General features: G+C 72.0%; 16 protein-coding genes. 8 read left to right on the top strand and 8 right to left on the bottom strand.

The window, feature by feature from the left end:
• The first annotated feature begins 40 nt into the window (after window positions 1-40).
• The gene (locus ACZ6TD_RS44035) at window positions 41-874 is read left to right on the top strand and encodes an SAM-dependent methyltransferase (RefSeq protein WP_471347304.1); all 834 of its coding nucleotides are present in this window, start codon (window positions 41-43) and stop codon (window positions 872-874) included.
• 39 nt (window positions 875-913) lie between these two features.
• Here the strand turns inward: ACZ6TD_RS44035 and ACZ6TD_RS44040 are convergent, their stop codons facing one another.
• From ACZ6TD_RS44040 to ACZ6TD_RS44050, 3 genes are all read right to left on the bottom strand, one after another.
• The gene (locus tag ACZ6TD_RS44040) at window positions 914-3,691 is read right to left on the bottom strand and encodes an AfsR/SARP family transcriptional regulator (protein ID WP_471347306.1); all 2,778 of its coding nucleotides are present in this window, start codon (window positions 3,689-3,691) and stop codon (window positions 914-916) included.
• Window positions 3,692-3,859: 168 nt separating this feature from the next.
• Window positions 3,860-4,795 (bottom strand): TauD/TfdA dioxygenase family protein, encoded by a 936-nt coding sequence (locus ACZ6TD_RS44045; protein ID WP_471347308.1) that lies wholly within the window; start codon window positions 4,793-4,795, stop codon window positions 3,860-3,862.
• Window positions 4,796-5,145: 350 nt separating this feature from the next.
• Entirely contained in the window at window positions 5,146-6,054 is a 909-nt protein-coding gene (locus ACZ6TD_RS44050) for a LysR family transcriptional regulator (protein WP_471347309.1), read from the bottom strand.
• Between the two features lie 88 nt (window positions 6,055-6,142).
• Here ACZ6TD_RS44050 and ACZ6TD_RS44055 point away from each other — a divergent pair, with 88 nt between their 5' ends.
• The 6 genes from ACZ6TD_RS44055 to ACZ6TD_RS44080 all read left to right on the top strand — a co-directional run bounded on the left by ACZ6TD_RS44055 (window position 6,143) and on the right by ACZ6TD_RS44080 (window position 11,554).
• Window positions 6,143-6,544 (top strand): YybH family protein, encoded by a 402-nt coding sequence (locus ACZ6TD_RS44055; RefSeq protein ID WP_471347311.1) that lies wholly within the window; start codon window positions 6,143-6,145, stop codon window positions 6,542-6,544.
• On the top strand, window positions 6,544-7,734 hold the full coding sequence (locus ACZ6TD_RS44060) for a flavin-dependent oxidoreductase (RefSeq protein ID WP_471347312.1): 1,191 nt from the start codon (window positions 6,544-6,546) through the stop codon (window positions 7,732-7,734). The genes ACZ6TD_RS44055 and ACZ6TD_RS44060 overlap by 1 nt, the downstream gene beginning before the upstream one ends.
• A 203-nt stretch (window positions 7,735-7,937) precedes the next feature.
• Window positions 7,938-9,080: an inorganic phosphate transporter gene (locus ACZ6TD_RS44065; RefSeq protein ID WP_471347314.1), complete on the top strand. Its 1,143-nt coding sequence runs from the start codon at window positions 7,938-7,940 to the stop codon at window positions 9,078-9,080.
• Window positions 9,081-9,114: 34 nt separating this feature from the next.
• Window positions 9,115-9,354 carry a hypothetical protein gene (locus tag ACZ6TD_RS44070; protein ID WP_471347316.1) on the top strand — a complete coding sequence of 80 codons (240 nt, stop codon included), beginning with the start codon at window positions 9,115-9,117 and terminating at the stop codon, window positions 9,352-9,354.
• 97 nt (window positions 9,355-9,451) lie between these two features.
• Window positions 9,452-10,291 carry a pentapeptide repeat-containing protein gene (locus ACZ6TD_RS44075; RefSeq protein WP_471347318.1) on the top strand — a complete coding sequence of 280 codons (840 nt, stop codon included), beginning with the start codon at window positions 9,452-9,454 and terminating at the stop codon, window positions 10,289-10,291.
• Window positions 10,292-10,378: 87 nt separating this feature from the next.
• Window positions 10,379-11,554, top strand: a complete 1,176-nt coding sequence (locus tag ACZ6TD_RS44080; protein WP_471347320.1) for a damage-control phosphatase ARMT1 family protein — start codon at window positions 10,379-10,381, stop codon at window positions 11,552-11,554.
• Window positions 11,555-11,632: 78 nt separating this feature from the next.
• On the opposite strand, the gene ACZ6TD_RS44085 is transcribed toward ACZ6TD_RS44080, so the two are convergent.
• From ACZ6TD_RS44085 to ACZ6TD_RS44095, 3 genes are all read right to left on the bottom strand, one after another.
• Window positions 11,633-11,884, bottom strand: coding sequence for a hypothetical protein (locus tag ACZ6TD_RS44085; RefSeq protein WP_471347322.1), 252 nt, complete (start codon window positions 11,882-11,884; stop codon window positions 11,633-11,635).
• A 207-nt stretch (window positions 11,885-12,091) separates the two neighbouring features.
• A complete protein-coding gene (locus ACZ6TD_RS44090; protein ID WP_471347324.1) occupies window positions 12,092-12,355 on the bottom strand; it encodes a hypothetical protein in 264 nt (87 codons plus the stop codon).
• 125 nt (window positions 12,356-12,480) lie between these two features.
• Entirely contained in the window at window positions 12,481-13,446 is a 966-nt protein-coding gene (locus ACZ6TD_RS44095; protein ID WP_471347326.1) for a hypothetical protein, read from the bottom strand.
• A gap of 407 nt (window positions 13,447-13,853) precedes the next feature.
• Between ACZ6TD_RS44095 and ACZ6TD_RS44100 the strand changes: the two genes are divergently transcribed.
• A complete protein-coding gene (locus tag ACZ6TD_RS44100) occupies window positions 13,854-14,522 on the top strand; it encodes a pentapeptide repeat-containing protein (RefSeq protein ID WP_471347327.1) in 669 nt (222 codons plus the stop codon).
• Between the two features lie 28 nt (window positions 14,523-14,550).
• On the opposite strand, the gene ACZ6TD_RS44105 is transcribed toward ACZ6TD_RS44100, so the two are convergent.
• Together ACZ6TD_RS44105 and ACZ6TD_RS44110 are read right to left on the bottom strand one after the other, a co-directional pair.
• A complete protein-coding gene (locus tag ACZ6TD_RS44105; protein WP_471358599.1) occupies window positions 14,551-15,312 on the bottom strand; it encodes an ArsR/SmtB family transcription factor in 762 nt (253 codons plus the stop codon).
• Window positions 15,313-15,399: 87 nt separating this feature from the next.
• Window positions 15,400-15,906 (bottom strand): mycothiol transferase, encoded by a 507-nt coding sequence (locus ACZ6TD_RS44110; protein ID WP_471347330.1) that lies wholly within the window; start codon window positions 15,904-15,906, stop codon window positions 15,400-15,402.
• Window positions 15,907-15,908: the final 2 nt, after the last annotated feature.

Below are 15,908 nucleotides of genomic sequence, written 5' to 3' on the forward strand. Positions count from 1 at the left end.
GGCGGTGAGGCGAGGCAGTGCTAGTGGTAAGGGAATCACGATGAAGAGCAGCGGACCCGGCATCGGGCTCAGGACGAGGGAGTGGCGGCCGGCCGACCACGGACGTCTTGCGGTCAGCGAGGCGAACCCGGCCAGGGTCTACAACTATCTCGTCGGCGGCAAGGACAATTACCTCGCCGATTACGAGCAGGCTCAGCGATTTCTCGGTGTCGCACCGGAAGTCCGCGACACCGCGCTCTCCAATCGGAGATTTCTGCACCGTGCCGTCCGTCATCTCGCCGCCAATGGGATCAGCCAATTCCTGGATATCGGCGCGGGATTGCCGGCGACCCCTAATGTGCATGAAATCGCCCAGGCCGTGAATCCCCGGGCCCGGGTGGTCTACGCCGACAACGACCCCATCGTGGCGAGCCACGGCCAGGCCCGGCTCTCCGTCTCCGGCACCACGATGGTCAAGGCCGACATCCGCTCGCCCGAGGACCTCCTGGGCCATGAGGAGCTGCGCCGGCTGCTCGACCCCGCACAGCCGGTCGCGATCCTGCTGACGCTCGTCCTCGACTACATCGAGGACCTGGCGAACCCCGTCGGCATCGTCCGCCGGCTCATGGACTGGGCCGCGCCCGGCAGCTGTCTGGTCCTCTCCCACGCCACCGGTGACTTCACCCTCGACACCGACCGGGACTGGGAGGTCATCAGCTTCGAGGGCCCGGTGTCCCTGGTCGCCCGCGACCGGGCCGGGATCATGGAGTTCTTCACCGGGCTCGACCTGCTCGCCCCGGGGCTGGTGCAACTGCCCTCCTGGCGCCCCGGCATCGGCGCCGAGTCCGACCCGAGCCGGGTCTGGGCCTACGGCGGGGTGGCCCGCAAGCCGTAGCCCCGGCCGCTTCGCCCGACGTCCGCCCCGGATCCCGCCTCAGCGCGGGCCGGGGCCGATCTGCAGGGTCATACAGGCGGGGAAGAGCCCGCTCCAGGTGTGCCCGCGCCAACTCTCGTACGTACCGGGGCGCTTCCACACGGGCAGGGCCTGGTCCATATGGGCCCGGCCCTCGGGGAACCTGCCCTGTTCCATGTAGGTGATCCCGATCTCGTAGAGGGCGAAGCCCTCATGGTGGATGTTGCCCGTGCGGCGGGCGTACTCCAGGCTCTCCTTGAAACAGGTCAGGGCGTCCTCGGGACGGCCCAGGCCCCGGTGGGCCCGGCCGAGGTTGCCCAGGCCGATCACCTCGGCCGGTAGATCCCCGGCCTCCCGGGCGAGGGCCAACTGCCGCTCCTGCACCGTGATGGCCTCCTCGTACAGGCCCAGTTCGCACAGCGCGTCCGCGAGATTGCACGCGGTGCGCAACTCGCCCTCCCGGTGGCCCAGTTCGCGCCAGATCTCCAGCGCCGACTCCAGGGCGGTGCGTACCTCGTCATAGCTGTGCTGCAGCCAGTACGCGGCGGAGAGGCCGTCCAGCGCCCATGCCTCGCTCTCCGGGTCGCCCAGGCGGCGGGCGGTCTCGAGGGCCAGCTCGTTGACCGTCTGGAGATCCTGGGCGTGGGCCCGGGGGAAGAGGAACCACTGGAGCGCCCGCGCCAGCCGCAGCCCCAGGCGCGCGATCGGCTCGGGCTGGGCGGGCTCGGCCGCGTGCGCGACGGCGGCCAGCAGATTGGGCAGCTCGTCCTTCAGCCAGCTCTCCGCCTCGTCCTGGCCGGTCAGCGGCACCGCCGGGCCCTCGACCGGGTGCCGGGGCCAGGGGCGGAGCGGGTCGAGCAGGGTGACCGCCTGCTGGGCGGTGGCCGCGTAGCAGGACAGCGCCCGCTCCAGCGCCGCCGAGCGCTCCGCCGCGGGCTCCTCCTGCTCCGCCTGCTCCGACGCGAACAGCCGCAGCAGATCGTGCATGTGGTAGCGGACGGAGTCCCGGCTCTCCAGGAGCTGGGCGTCGACCAGCCGCTCCAGCGCGTTCTCGGTGCGGTCGGCGGGCAGGTCCAGCAGCGCGGCGGCCACCGGCAGGCTCACATCGTGCCCGTGCACCAGGCTGAGCAGCCGGAAGGCGCGGAACGCGTCCAGGTCGTCGGAGCGCCGGCCGAGCCGGAAGCCCTCGTAGCTCACCTGGAAGCTGACGCGGACGGCCAGATCGCCGAAGCGCAGCTCGTCCAGCCGGCCGCGGGCGTCGGTCAGCTTGGTCACGAGGGTGCGCAGCGGCCACGCGGGACGGGCGGCCAGCCGGGCACCGGCGATCCGCAGCGCCAGCGGCAGCCAGCCGCACAGCCGGGTGATCTCCGCCGCCTCGGCGGGCTCGGCCCGCACCCGCTCCGCCCCCACGACCCGCTCCAGCAGCGCCACCGCCTGGTCCTGCGGGAGCACATCCAGGTGCAGATGGGTGGCGCCCTCCAGGGTGGTCAGCATCTCGCGGCTGGTGACCAGCGCGGCGCAGCCCGGCCCGGCGGGGATCAGCGGCCGCACCTGGTCCACACTCGCGGCGTTGTCGAGGATCACCAGCAGCCTCCGGCCCGCCGCCAGCGAACGGAACTGCGCGGACGCCTCGTCGGTGTCGGTCGGCACGCTGGAGCCGTCCACGCCGAGGGCGCGCAGGAACCGGCCGAGCACCTCGCCGGGGTCCAGGGCCGACTGTCCGGCGGTCGCCCCGTACAGATCCACATAGAGCTGGCCGTCGGGGAAGCGGTCGGCGAGCTGGTGCGCGGCGTGAATGGCCAGGGTCGACTTGCCGACCCCGCCGGTGCCGTCGATGGCCGCGAGCACCATGGACCGTCCGCCCTCGCCCGCCTCCGGGTCCCCGGCCGCGTCCATCAGCGCCCGGATCACCGCGACCTCGCCGTGGCGGCCGGTGAACGCGGGGCTGGCGGGCGGCAGTTGGCGTGGGCCCCGGTGGGCCTTGCGGGCAGCGGCGGCGGGGTCGGGCCGGTCCGCATCCGGGGCGGGCGCGGCCATTAGGGAGGCGTCGGCGTTCAGGATCCGCTCGTGGAGGTCGCGCAGCGGCGGGGTCGGCTCGACCCCCAGCTCCTCGCTCAGCAGCCGGTGCAGATCGCGGTAGGCGGCCAGGGCGTCGGCCTGCCGCCCGGACCGGTACAGCGCCAGCATCAGCCGGCCGCGCAGCTCCTCGCGGAAGGGATGCTCGGCGGTGAGCGCCTCCAGCTCGCCCAGGACGGCCGTATGGCGCCCGCACCGCAGGTCCGCGTCGATCCGGGCGTCCACGGCCTGCAGCCGGCACTCCTCGAGCCGGGTGGCCTCCGCCGTCACCGCCGGGGCCGGGGGCACATCGGCGAACGGGGTGCCGCGCCACATCGCCAGCGCCTCGCGCAGCCGCTCCGCCGCGGTCTCGGGCGCCTCCCGGTCGAGGGCCCGCCGCCCCTCCTCGACGAGCTGCTCGAAGCGGTGGGCGTCGAACTCGGCGGCCTCCACCGCCAGTCGGTAGCCCTGCGCCTTGTAGCCCTGCTTCTCGGTGATCAGGGTCTTCCCGGCCTCGTCGCCCAGGGTCTGGCGGAGCCGGGAGACATAGGTCTGCAGCAGCTTGGTGGCGCTCTGGGGCGCCCGGTCCTCGCCCCAGAGCTCGTCCAGGAGCCGTTCGGTGGAGACGGTCTGGTTGGCGTGGCACAGCAGCACCGCGAGCAGCGTCCGCCACTTGGCCGGCCCCAGGGATGCCCACCCCTCGCCGTCGCGCAGCTCAAGCGCCCCCAGGACCCGGTATCGCACCCGTCCCCTTCCATCGGCTCGTCAACTGACCACTCCGCAATGGTTATACCTCCGATGTGGCCGCTGCCGTGCATCGTTTCATCCGCCGGGAACAAGCCCGCGCCGGGTACGGGCTCGCGCGGATGGCCGAAAATCGCCGGATCAGGGGCCGTGGCGGAGCGGCCGAGGTCAGAACGGCCGGTCGCCCTCGATGGCGACGCGTTCGGCGACCCTGCGGTGCGGGGCGTAGTCGTTGACCGCGTAGTGCTGTGTGGCGCGGTTGTCCCAGAACGCGATGTCGCCCGGCTGCCAGTGGAAGCGCACCTGGTACTCCGGGACATGCGCCTGCCGGCACAGGAAGCTCAGCAGCCGGTCGCTCTCCTCCCGCTCCATCCCGGTGATCCGGGTGGTGAAGGAGGTGTTGACGAACAGCATCCGCCGGCCGGTCTCCGGGTGGGTGCGCACCACCGGGTGTTCCACCGGCGGGAACATCTCCTGGAACGGGGCCAGCCGCTCCGGTCCGTAGAAGCGGATGAAGCCGGGGATGACGTCGTGAACGGCGGTGGCGCCGTCGACGCGCTCCTTCACCTCCGCCGGGAGGTTGTCGTACGCCGCCGCCATGTCGGCCCACATGGTGTCCCCGCCCACCGGCGGCACCTCGCGCAACTGGAGCACGGCGCCGAGCGCGGGCCGGGTGCGGAAGGTGACGTCGGTGTGCCAGATGTTCTCGAAGGTCGGCGTGGTGCCGGACGCCTTGTCGAAGCGGACCACGTCCTCGCTGGAACCGGCGGCGAGCAGTGGATTGGTCTCCAACTCGCCCCAGTGGCGGGCGAATCCGCGCTGCTGCTCGGAGGTGAGGTGCTGGCCGCGGAAGAAGAGCACCTTCCACTCCAGCAGGGCGCGGTTCAGCTCCTCGCGCAGCGCGGGCTCCAGCGGCCGGGAGAGGTCGAGGCCGCGGATCTCGGCGCCGATGACGCGTCCGAGGGGCACGATCTCGAACCGTTCGTACGGACGCTCCTCCCATCCCTCGGGCAGCCGCCGCAGGATGCGCGGGCCCTCGTACATGCCGTCCGGCGGGATGGTGGCTTCGCGCAGAGTCGTGGGTGGAGTGTCGACGACGGTCATGGCGTCTCCTCGTGCGTGACAGCGGACAGGGGGGCAGGCGGGGTGGGGAGGTGCCCTCGTGCCGCGGGGGAGACCACGGGATTGTCCTCCGGAGCGTCGCGATGTCCGGATCGTCAGGGGACGACCGGCGATCGCGAGAGGAATGACCGGCGTGGCTTCGGGGGCGCGGGGGCGGTGGCCGCGGGATGCGGAGAGTCCCGGTTAGAGGCCCGAGCGCTCACACCCGGTCCGGTCCGGGGCGCGTAGAAGTCCCGTCGCGTCGAACCGGTGCCTGATCATGGGCGCAATTGTGGAATCCGCACTGGTGAGCTGTCAACGGGGAGTGCGGTGTGCGCACGGAAGGCGAGTGCTCACCCGGCGGCGCGCTCAGCGGCCGAGGTGGATGCCAAGGCGGTGCGGGCGCGCTCGACCAGGGCCCGGCCGGCCGGGCCGCTCGGGCCGTCCGCCCGCCAGGCGAAGGCCAGCCGCCCCCGCAGGGCCGGCCGGTCGATGCGGACCGACCGCAGCCGGTCCGACCGCGCCTCGGCGAACGCTCCGGGCAGGATCGCCGCGCCCAGCCCTCGCTCGGCGAGCTGCGCCAGCACCTCCGGATCGCTGGCCTCGAAGGCGATGTGCGGGGTGAAACCGGCGGCCGCGCACGCCTCGTCGATCCGGGTGCGCAGCCCCGTGCCGCGCGGCAGGCTGATCAGCGCACGGCCCCGCAGGGTGTCCAGCGAGATGGCCGAGTGCACGGCGAGCTCATGGTCGGGGCCGACCGCGGCCACGATCGGCTGATCCGTGATCACCTCCAGCTCGACACCGGCCGGGGTCGTGGCGCCCACGCTGACGATCGCCGCGTCGAGCCGTCCCGTGCGCAGACCCTCCAGCAGCTCATCCGATGTGGCCTCGGTGAGGGTGATCTCCACCGCCGGATGGGCGTCGTGGAACTCCGCCAGCAGCCCCGGCAGATCCAGGCTGTGCGAGGTGACCGTCCCGACCGCCACATGCCCGCGCAGCAGCCCGGTCAGCTCGTCCACCGCGAGCCGGGCGCCCGCCACCGCCGCGAGCGCGGCCCGCGCGTACGGGAGCACCGCCGCGCCCGCCTCGGTCAGCCGCACCGAGCGGCCCGAGCGGTCCAGTAGCTGCTCGCCCAGCTCGCGCTCCAGCCGGCGGATCTGTGCGCTGACCCCCGGCTGGGCCACACGCACCTTCTCCGCGGCCCGGGTGAAGTTCCGCTCCTCGGCCACCGCCACGAAGTACTCAAGCTGCCGCAGCTCCATAACCAATGATTCTAGCAACCAGACCAACCATCTCTTGGACTTCTGGTCGCGCCTGCCGGAGGGTGGAGGTGGACGAAAGGAGTCGATCATGACCGAGACCCGTGCCCGCGCCACCACCCCTGAGGATCTGGCCCGGCTGTTCGTGGAGCGCGCCAACGCCGGGGACGCCGAGGGGCTGGCCGAGCTGTACGAGCCCGACGCGGTGCTCGCCTACCCGCCGGGTGCCACGACCGTTGGCCGCGAGGCGATCCGCGCCGTCTGCGAGCGGATGCTGGCGCACGCCCCGCGCCCCTTCCGGGTGGAGGAGGCGCTGCCGACCGTCCGCTACGGCGATCTGGCCCTCACCTCGACCCGCCCCGCCGACAACACCGGCGGCCGGGTGCAGGTGGCCCGCCGCCAGCCGGACGGCACCTGGCTGCGCATCATCGACCGCCCAGAGATCCGCCCCGAGGACTGCCCCGAGGTCCGCTCCGAGGCCGGAGCCGAGTGATGCGTGTGCTCATCGCCGGGGGCGGGATCGGCGGGCTGGCCACCGCCCTGAGCCTCCACGCGGCCGGGGTCGAGACGGTGGTCGTCGAGAGCGCCCGTGAGATCCGGCCGCTCGGCGTCGGGATCAATCTGCTGCCGCACGCCGTGCGCGAGCTCATCGAACTCGGCCTCGGCGACGAGCTCGCCGCCATCGGCGTGGCCACCGCCGAGAACGTGTACTGCGACCGGTTCGGCACGCGGATCTTCACCGAGCCGCGGGGCCTGGCCCAGGGCTACCGCTGGCCGCAGTACTCGGTCCACCGCGGGGAGCTCCAGCGGCTGCTCCTCGCGGCGGTCCGCGAGCGCCTGGGCGCGGACGCCGTCCGCACCGGGGCGCGGGTGGTGGGATTCGACGACTCGGGGCAGCGGGAGGGCGTACGCGTGCGCGTCCTCGACCGGGCGACGGGGACGGTCGAGGAGACGGCCGCGCGGGCGCTGATCGGCGCCGACGGGCTGCACTCGGCGGTCCGCGCCGCGCTGCACCCGCAGGACGGTCCGCTGCTGTGGTCGGGTATCCGGATGTGGCGGGGCACGACACCGGCCGAGCCGTTTCTGACCGGGCGCTCGATGGTGATCGTGCGCGACGGGGATGCCGAACTGGTCGCGTATCCGATCGGCGGCGGCCGGGTCAATTGGGTCTGCCAGGTGCGGATGTCCGAGCCCGGGCCGCTCACCGGGGAGGCGGCCTGGAACCAGGCCGGGCGGCTCGCCGATGTGCTGCCGTACTTCGAGGACTGGCGGCTGGGCTGGCTCGATGTGCCCGGTCTGCTGACCGGCGGGGACGAGATCCTGGAATACCCGATGGTCGACCGGGAGCCGCTGCCGTGGTGGGGGAGCGGCCGGGTGACCCTGCTCGGCGACGCCGCGCATCCGATGTATCCGGTGGGGGCCAACGGCGCGTCCCAGGCCGTCGTGGACGCCCGCGTCCTGGCCCGCGAACTCGCGCGGGCGGACGATGTGCCCACCGCGCTGGCCCGCTACGAGACCGAGCGCCGCGAGGCGACGGCGGCCGTCGTACGGGCGAATCGGGCCATGAACCGGGCCGGTGCGCGGACCCCCGAGGAGCTCGCCCGCGTCACCGACACCTACCGGGACACCACGGGCGGCGATGTGCGCACGCTCAACGCCCGCCCCTCCCTGAGCTGCCGGTGAGCTGTCCGACCGGCGGGGCGGTACGGCACCGGAGCCGGGCGGGGGCCGTATCCCACGGCGCCGACCCGGCCCGGCCGTTGGGACGGGCGCCAGCGTTGGCGCCCGTCTGACACCGCGCTTAGCGTGGACATCAGACAGCGGTCGTCACGAGACGGTCCGACGCGATCGATATGCCGGACCACTCCTGGTGCGGGAGGTCGGGAATGGATTCCGTCTCCTTCCTTCTGGTGGCCGTCATCCTCACGGCACTGGCCTTCGACTTCACCAACGGCTTCCACGACACGGCCAATTCGATGGCCACGTCCATCGCCACGGGGGCGCTGTCACCCCGGTTCGCCGTCCTCGTCGCCGCGGTGCTCAATCTGGCCGGGGCCTTCCTCTCCACGGAAGTGGCCAAGACGATCTCAGGCGGCATCGTCGACGACGCCAAGGTCTCCCCGGTCATGATCTTCGCGGGGCTGATCGGAGCCATCCTCTGGAACATGATCACTTGGCTCGCCGGGCTGCCGTCGAGCTCCTCGCACGCCCTGTTCGGCGGGCTGATCGGCGCGGTGTGGGTGGGCGCCGGGGAATCCGCGGTGCGCTTCACCGCGATCGTCGAGAAGGTCGTGGTTCCGGCGGTCGCCTCACCGGTGGTGGCCTGTGTGGTGGCCGTGCTGGCGACCTACCTCGCGTATGTGATCACCCACCGCGCGCCCGCCCCCGTGGCGCGGAAGGGCTTCCGCGCGGGCCAGGTGGGATCCGCGTCCCTGGTGGCCCTCGCCCACGGCACCAACGACGCGCAGAAGACGATGGGGGTCATCACCCTCACCCTCATCGCCGGTGGCGTGCTCGGCCACGGCTCCGGACCCCCGTGGTGGGTGGTGCTCAGCGCCGGTCTGGCGATCTCGCTGGGCACCTATGTCGGCGGGTGGCGGATCATCCGGACCATGGGCAAGGGGCTGACCGACATCCAGCCCCCTCAGGGCTTCGCCGCCGAGACGAGCGCCACCTCGGTGATCCTGGCCTCCTCCCACCTGGGCTTCCCGCTGTCCACCACCCAGGTGTGCACGGGCGGCATCCTGGGCGCCGGGCTCGGCCGCAGACTGGCCCAGGTGCGCTGGGGGATCGCCGGGCGGATCGCGGTGTCCTGGCTGCTGACCCTGCCCGCGGCGGCGGCCGTGGGAGGGGTCGCGGCCTGGGTGGCGGGCCGGGGCAGCGCGGGGGTGGCCCTGGTGGCGGGCGTCGCCGTCGCGGCGGCGGTCGGCTTCTACGTGCTCTCGCGCCGGCGCCCGGTGAACCCGGACAACGTGAACGAGCCGCGCGTCCCCGAGTCCGCCGAGCCCACCCTGGACACGACCGTCTGACCCGGCCACGACCCTCGTCAAGGAGCTGATCCGGATGGGCACCACCTGGGGCACGATCGGCGGGGTCTTCGGGGTCAGCCTCGGGGTCACCGTCCTGGTGGTGGTGATGTTCTCCCTCGGCGTCGCCGCCTGGGCCCGCGCCGGTGGCGGCACACCGCGCCACGGGGCGCGCCGCGGCCGTCTCGACACGGTGGCGGCGGCCACGGCGGTGGTGTGCTTCGCCGCCTGCCTGGCGATCGCCGCCTATGGAATCGACCTGATCATTCCCGGCTGAGCCCGGCTGAGCCCGGCTGAGCCCGCTTGCGACAATGCAACGTCGTCGAGCATCGCCCGTACCGCGGTGCTCTTGTCCACGCGGGAGACCACGCACGGTGTCAGATACGACCGAAACCCCCTCCGCCGGCCCGGCCGCCGCGGACCGCCCCGCCCTGCGGGCCGACTGCGCCGACTGCTTCGGGCTGTGCTGTGTCGCCCTGCCCTTCGCGGCCTCCACGGACTTCGCGATCGGCAAGGACGCGGGGGAGCCCTGTCGCAACCTCCGGTCCGACTTCCGCTGCGGAATCCACTCCCGGCTGCGCGAGGAGGGCTTCCCGGGCTGCACGGTCTACGATTGCTTCGGCGCCGGGCAGAAGGTCTCCCAGCTCACCTTCGAGGGCCGCGACTGGCGGCGGCACCCCGGGACGGCCTCCGAGATGTTCGCCGTCTTCCCCGTCATGCGCCATCTGCACGAGCTGCTCTGGTACCTCACCGAGGCGCTGGCCCTGCCGGCCGCCCGGCCCGTCCACGGCGCACTGCGCGAGGCGCTGCGGGAGACCGAGCGCCTCACCCTCGGCAGCGCCCCGGAGCTGAGGGAGCTCGATGTGGCGGCCCACCGCGACCGGGTCAATCAGCTGCTGCTGCGCACGAGCGAGCTGGTACGGGCCCGGATCCCGGGCAAGAAGAACCGCAGGGGAGCCGATCTCATCGGCGCCGACCTGAGGGGAGCCGATCTGCGGGGCGCCAACCTCCGCGGCGCCCGTCTCATCGCGGCGAACCTCACCCGGGCCGATCTGACGGCGGCCGATCTGATCGGGGCCGACGTCCGCGACGCCGACCTGAGCGGGGCCGACCTGCGGGGAGCCGTCTTCCTCACCCAGGCCCAGCTGAACGCGGCCAAGGGCGACGCCGCCACCCGGCTGCCCCCGTCCCTCACCCGCCCCGCGCACTGGTGACCTCGCCGCGCGCACTGGTGGTGACCCCGCCGCGCGCACTGGTGGTGACCCCGCCGCGCCACCGCGCGGTGTGCGACCCTGGCTGCCATGTCCGACACCGTCGACGCGCCCGTGATCCGCAGCGATGAGCCCGGATCGTTCGCCCGGAGTGTGCTGGCCGAGCGCCATCCCGCACTGATCGAGAAGGTGCGCTACGCCTTCCCGTACGGCCCCGGACAGCACCGCGCCCTCGACGCGCTGCGCGACAACGCCGCCGAGGGCACCATCGCCCCGCTCCCGCCCACCGCGTACGACCACGACCGGTGGGCGGCATGGGGCCGGGAGCACTTCGGCCGGTCCTGGTTCGACGTCCCGTTCCTGTGGGCGGAGAGCTACTTCTACCGCCGGCTCCTGGAGGCGGTGGGCTACTTCGCGGACGGCCCCTGGCGGGGCGTCGACCCGTTCCGCCCCTTCAAACAGGCCGAGCTGGACACCCCCGAGACCGAGGCCGAACTGGCCACGCTCGACGACATCCTGCGCAAACCCGCCGGGGAACAGGCGGCCGCGCTGGTGCACGGCTCACTCTGGGGCAACCGCGCGGACCTGGGCTTCCGCATCTCCTCATCGGCAGCGGACCCGCACGGCGCCGAGACCCCGCCACTGGTCGCGGACGACTCGGAGGCGCTGTGGTCGCTGCTGCCCGTCGGCTCCCCGGCCACGCTGTGCGTGGTGGCGGACAACGCCGGGCGGGAGCTGCTCCCCGACCTCGTCCTCATCGACCATGTGCTCCACCACGGGCGCGCCGAGCGGGTGGTGCTCCAGGTGAAGCCGTATCCGTACTACGTCTCCGACGCCACCACCGAGGATGTCGTCGACTGTCTGCGCCGTCTGGTACGGGCGGAGGGCGCCGCGGCCGGGGCCGGCGGACGGCTGTGGGCCGCCATGGGCGACGGGCGGCTCACGGTGCGGGCGCACGACTTCTTCCGCGCCCCGCTGCCGTACGAGGAGATGCCCGGCGATCTGCGGAGCGAGTTCGCCGGGGCCACGCTCACCGTCATGAAGGGCGATCTGAACTACCGCCGCCTCGTCGGCGACCGGCTGTGGCCCCCGACCACCTCCTTCGCCGACCGCACCGGGTACTTTCCCGGTCCGGTGGCCGCGCTGCGGACCCTGAAGTCGGATGTCATCGTCGGCCTCGACGAGCGGACCGTGGCCGCGCTGGACGCCCACGAGGACCACTGGCGCACCAGCGGCGCCCATGCGCTGATCCAGGTACGGCGGTAAGGCGCGCTCCCCTCGACCCGGAGGGGCGAGGGGAGCGCGGTGGGCCGGTGACCGTGGTCGTCGGCCCCTGCCCCTGCGTCAGCCGCCGATGGCGTTGATGCAGGTGCTGCCGATGTTGATGTCACCGGTCGGGCCGGTCCCGGCCACGGACGTCGTCACACCGGTGGCGGTGTCGCAGTCGTTGGTCTGGAAGATGAGGCTGGACAGGTTGACGGTGGTGGGAATGTCGGAGCTGCCACCGTAGCCGTTGGCGGCTGCGGTGCCGGTGCCGAGGAGCACCAGGGTGCCGGCGGTGGCGGCAAGCAGGGCGGCCTTCTTCGCGATCTGCATCGTTTCCTCCGTGTCGGGTCGCGGAGCGAGATATCTGACGATCAGATTTAACGAAGGAAGCCCGGGGGAAGTCGGGTAAGCACACCGGAGAGTAGCCCGTTCGGCGTACCAGACCATCGAGTCGAAACGGGTGCGCTCCTCCCGCCCCGGAGGGGCGGGAGGAGCGCGGTGGGCCGGTGACCGTGGTCGTCGGCCTCTGTCGCGGCGTCAGCCGCCGATGATGTTGGCGCAGGTGCTGCCGATGTTGATCTCGCCCGTCGGAGCGCCGACGGCGCTGGAGACGGTGGTGCCGGTGGCGGTGTCGCAGTCGTTGCTCTGGAAGATGAAGCTGTCGATGTCGAAGCTGGTGGGAACACCGGTGCTTCTGTCGGAGCTGCCACCGTAGCCGTTGGCGGCCGCGGTGCCGGTGCCGAGGAGCACCAGGGTGCCGGCGGTGGCGGCAAGCAGGGCGGCCTTCTTCGCGATCTGCATGGATTCCTCCGTGTCGGGTCGCAGAGCGAATAATCTGACGACCCGATTTAACGGAGGAGTCCCGGGGAATTGCGCTCAGCACACCGGAGAGTGGGCCATCCGGCGCACGATATCGCTCTTCTGTGTCAGTTGAGGCGGATGCCCACGGAGTAGGCCGTGATCGTGCTCGGGTCGGACACATGGTGGTCCTTGGCGGCCGCGCTGTAGCTCGGCGTCTGGGTGGTGGCCGGTTCGAGCTTCCAGAGCAGATTGCCACCGCCCCGGTAATGCACCTCCGCGCCGCCGCCGGTCAGCGCGAAACCGGGCTCCACGGACGCCACGGCGGCCGGGTGCGGGGACTGGCCGGAGTCGGCCCGGGTGAAGCTGTTGGACACGAACCCCACCGGGAGAAAACGCCGGAGCCCGATGGCGAACACCCGGATGTTGGCGGGATCGGAGACCAGATGGTCCTTCGACCGGGCCTTCCAGGAGCTCTCGGTCGAGGGGAAGGAGGCGGTGGCGAGATTGCCGCCGCCGTGCCAGTCCACCCGGAACCCGCCGCCGACGAGGACGTACTCGTCCGACGACGGAAGGCCGGCCTCGGCCTCCGGATGCGGGGCCACCCCGCTGTCCGCGCGTGCCACGTACACCGACCGCAGCAGTTGGTCCCGGCTCATCCCGGCGATCTTCAGGCCGATGACGTACGAGACCAACTCATGTGCCTGCGCGTCGATATGGTCCTTCGAACTGACGGTCCAGCCCGACAGGTCGTCCGTGGGATACGACGCGGTCAGCAACGCCCCGTTGGGGTATTCCGCCGCGGTGGCCCCGCCGCCGATGGCGATCATGTCGCCGTCGCCGACGAGGACCGTCTCATCGACCCAGTGCTGCTGAGGGGGATTGCCCCGGTGCGAGAAGACCGAGACGGTCACCAGGCCCGAAGCGTCCTTGAAGGTGTTGAGCCGCGTTCCCACCGAGCTCAGCACCCCTCTTGGCCGCCGTGCCGTCGGCGTGGCCGCGGCGGCGGTCGTGACGCCGCCCACCGCTCCCACGGCCGCCGCGCCCGCCACGGCTGTCGCCGCCCTCAGCATGTCCCTACGGCTACGCGTCATCCGCGTCGACCCGCCTTCCGTTCGTCCACCGCCTGACCGGGCGTCAGGGTGCGCAGAAAGCTATCCAGGTCGCCGAACACAGGGATATTCCCCGAAATGACGGATGGACAGTGCAATGCGTTGTGAGCTAGAGATTCGTGGTCGGCTCCCGGCCCGGCCGCTACCTGGAGGAAGTCCCTCCGGCGGGGGCGGTCGGCCCAGGTCCCGAGATCGCTTCCGGCGAGGTCGTGAAGGCGGAGAGGGCGGCAGATTGTCCTGTTCGTGCGGTTGAACGACATGCCACTCGGCCAATCTTGGCTTCACGGCGGTCCGGGGTCCTCGCTCCCGACGCCCACCGGGGGATGTCGGTCGCGGATGGCAGTATCGGCCTCGTACGCGGTCCGCCCCCCAGGAAAGTGAGCCCCCGCATGGTGCCGTCCCCCCGTGAACTCGCCGATCTGCCCTTCGCGGACCATCTGCGGCCGTTCGACGGGGACTTGGCGGAAGGAGGCGACTACGACACCGTTCATCTGAACGGCGACTCCTTCGACGGGGCCGTGTGTGACAACGCCCGGTTCCTCGAGTCCGCGTTCTCCTCGGTGACCTTCACCGGGGGCCGTGGCCGCGGGGCCCGGTTCAATGAGGTGTGGCTGGACGGGGTGCGATGGGTGGGCACCGACCTGGCGGACACCGACTGGCTGGACGGCGAGCTTGGCGGCTGTGTGCTGGCCGGGCTTGAGATGTTCTCCGCGCGGCTGCACCGGGTGGCCTTTCACCGATGCAAGCTGGAATCGGTGAATCTCCGCACCGCCACGCTGCGGAACGTCACCTTCGTGGACTGTCTGCTGCGCGATGTGGACCTTGGCGGCGCCGGGCTGACGGAGGTCGCGTTTCCGGGGACGGCGCTGGAGGGTGTGCGGTTCGACAAGGCTCGGATGGCGAAGGTCGATCTGCGGGGGGCCACCCGGCTGGAGATCGCGGACGGTTATGACGCGCTGGGCGGCGCCACCATCGGCAGCGGGCAGTTGATGGAGCTCGCGCCGATGCTCGCCGACGCGCTGGGGATCGCGGTACGGGACGGTGGGGCCGCGCGGTGAGCCCCCACCGTCCCACGGTGGCCGAGGTTCACTGAGGGATCAGCCAGGGCTGCTGCGGCAGCGGGCTCCCCGTCTCGATCAGCGACTTCAGGTTGGACAGCACCGCGGCCCAGCCACCGGCCGCCGCGGTCCGCTCGGCCTCGTCGGCCAGGTTCTCATGGGTCACGGTCAGCCGGACGATGTCGTCGTGCGGCTGGATGTCGAAGGTGACGCGGGAGGGCTCGGCGGTGACATCGGCGTCGGGCGCGGCCCAGGTGGTCACCAGCCGGGTGGGCGGTGAGCTCTCCACGACCGTGCCGACGACATCGGCGGTGCCGGAGCCGTCCGTCCGCTGATGCTCCCACGGGGAGCCGACCTGCCAGTCCGACACATTGCGGTGGCCCCAGTACTCGGCCGTGAGGTCGGCGTCGGTCAGCGCGTGCCAGACCTTCTCCGGTGTGCTTTCGATATAGATGACGTACACGAACGCCGGCTTGTCGGCCATCGTTTCCTCCGCTTGTCGCTTCACCAGGCTCAGCGCGCGCAGCCGCGGGCGCTCGAACTTGTCGATCCAGCGCTCCTGGATCTCATTGAGGGGGACGGGGTTGAGGTAGTGGAGCTTTTCGCGGCCCCGCCGCACCGTGCTGACCAGATTGGCGGCCTCGAGAACGGCCAGATGCTGGGTCGCCGACTGGCGGGTCATCTCCAGCCTCCGGCACAGCTCACCCAGCGTCTGGCCGTTGTGCTCATGCAGCCGGTCCAGCAGATACCGCCGGGTCTGGTCGGCCAGCGCCTTGAAGACCTTGTCCATCTCTGAGCTCACACCGAACGTTAGGCAGGTGATTGCCTGCATGTCAATGCGGGCGGTGCGACGGCCCCCGTTCCCGGTGTTTTCGCGCTATCGCCTGCGGATGGCGCCGCGGATGAACGCCGCCTGCCCGGCGTGCTGCAGATCGTCCGCGATCACACTGACCAGCCGGACACCGAGGGTCACCGCCGGGGTCCACCGCTCGTCCACGATCCGGTCGAGATCGGAGTCGCGCAGGCCGCGCACGAACGCCAGGGTGTTCTCGTGGACGGCGTCGTAGTACCCGGCGAGCAGCTCGGCGTCCGCCCGCACCGCCGCCACGTCCTTGCTCCGGTGGCCGTAGCCGGTGGCCTCGGGCGGGAACGGCAGGTCGAACCGCTCGGCCCAGCCCTCGGACGTCCACAGCTGTTCGGTGCCCGCGGCGTCGGCGATGTGGTCGTCCTGGACCCGGGTCAGATGCCACACCAGCCAGGCGATCGAATTGGCCCCGCTGTCGAGTCGTACGGCCAGCTCGTCCTCCGAGAGCCCGTCCACGGCCGACTGCACCTCCTCGCGCACCCGCTCGAAGGCGTCGGCCAGCAGATCGGCGCTGTTCATTC

Source organism: Streptomyces yongxingensis (assembly GCF_055597465.1).

Bases quoted from the DNA above. Each gene is read 5' to 3' on its own strand.
- ACZ6TD_RS44070 (WP_471347316.1), top strand. From the start codon at position 9,115: ATGGGCACCACCTGGGGCACGATCGGCGGGGTCTTCGGGGTCAGCCTC.
- ACZ6TD_RS44110 (WP_471347330.1), bottom strand. From the start codon at position 15,906: ATGAACAGCGCCGATCTGCTGGCCGACGCCTTCGAGCGGGTGCGCGAG.
- ACZ6TD_RS44080 (WP_471347320.1), top strand. From the start codon at position 10,379: ATGTCCGACACCGTCGACGCGCCCGTGATCCGCAGCGATGAGCCCGGA.
- ACZ6TD_RS44100 (WP_471347327.1), top strand. From the start codon at position 13,854: ATGGTGCCGTCCCCCCGTGAACTCGCCGATCTGCCCTTCGCGGACCAT.
- ACZ6TD_RS44095 (WP_471347326.1), bottom strand. From the start codon at position 13,446: ATGACGCGTAGCCGTAGGGACATGCTGAGGGCGGCGACAGCCGTGGCG.
- ACZ6TD_RS44085 (WP_471347322.1), bottom strand. From the start codon at position 11,884: ATGCAGATCGCGAAGAAGGCCGCCCTGCTTGCCGCCACCGCCGGCACC.
- ACZ6TD_RS44065 (WP_471347314.1), top strand. From the start codon at position 7,938: ATGGATTCCGTCTCCTTCCTTCTGGTGGCCGTCATCCTCACGGCACTG.
- ACZ6TD_RS44060 (WP_471347312.1), top strand. From the start codon at position 6,544: ATGCGTGTGCTCATCGCCGGGGGCGGGATCGGCGGGCTGGCCACCGCC.
- ACZ6TD_RS44055 (WP_471347311.1), top strand. From the start codon at position 6,143: ATGACCGAGACCCGTGCCCGCGCCACCACCCCTGAGGATCTGGCCCGG.
- ACZ6TD_RS44035 (WP_471347304.1), top strand. From the start codon at position 41: ATGAAGAGCAGCGGACCCGGCATCGGGCTCAGGACGAGGGAGTGGCGG.
- ACZ6TD_RS44105 (WP_471358599.1), bottom strand. From the start codon at position 15,312: ATGGACAAGGTCTTCAAGGCGCTGGCCGACCAGACCCGGCGGTATCTG.
- ACZ6TD_RS44090 (WP_471347324.1), bottom strand. From the start codon at position 12,355: ATGCAGATCGCGAAGAAGGCCGCCCTGCTTGCCGCCACCGCCGGCACC.
- ACZ6TD_RS44050 (WP_471347309.1), bottom strand. From the start codon at position 6,054: ATGGAGCTGCGGCAGCTTGAGTACTTCGTGGCGGTGGCCGAGGAGCGG.
- ACZ6TD_RS44045 (WP_471347308.1), bottom strand. From the start codon at position 4,795: ATGACCGTCGTCGACACTCCACCCACGACTCTGCGCGAAGCCACCATC.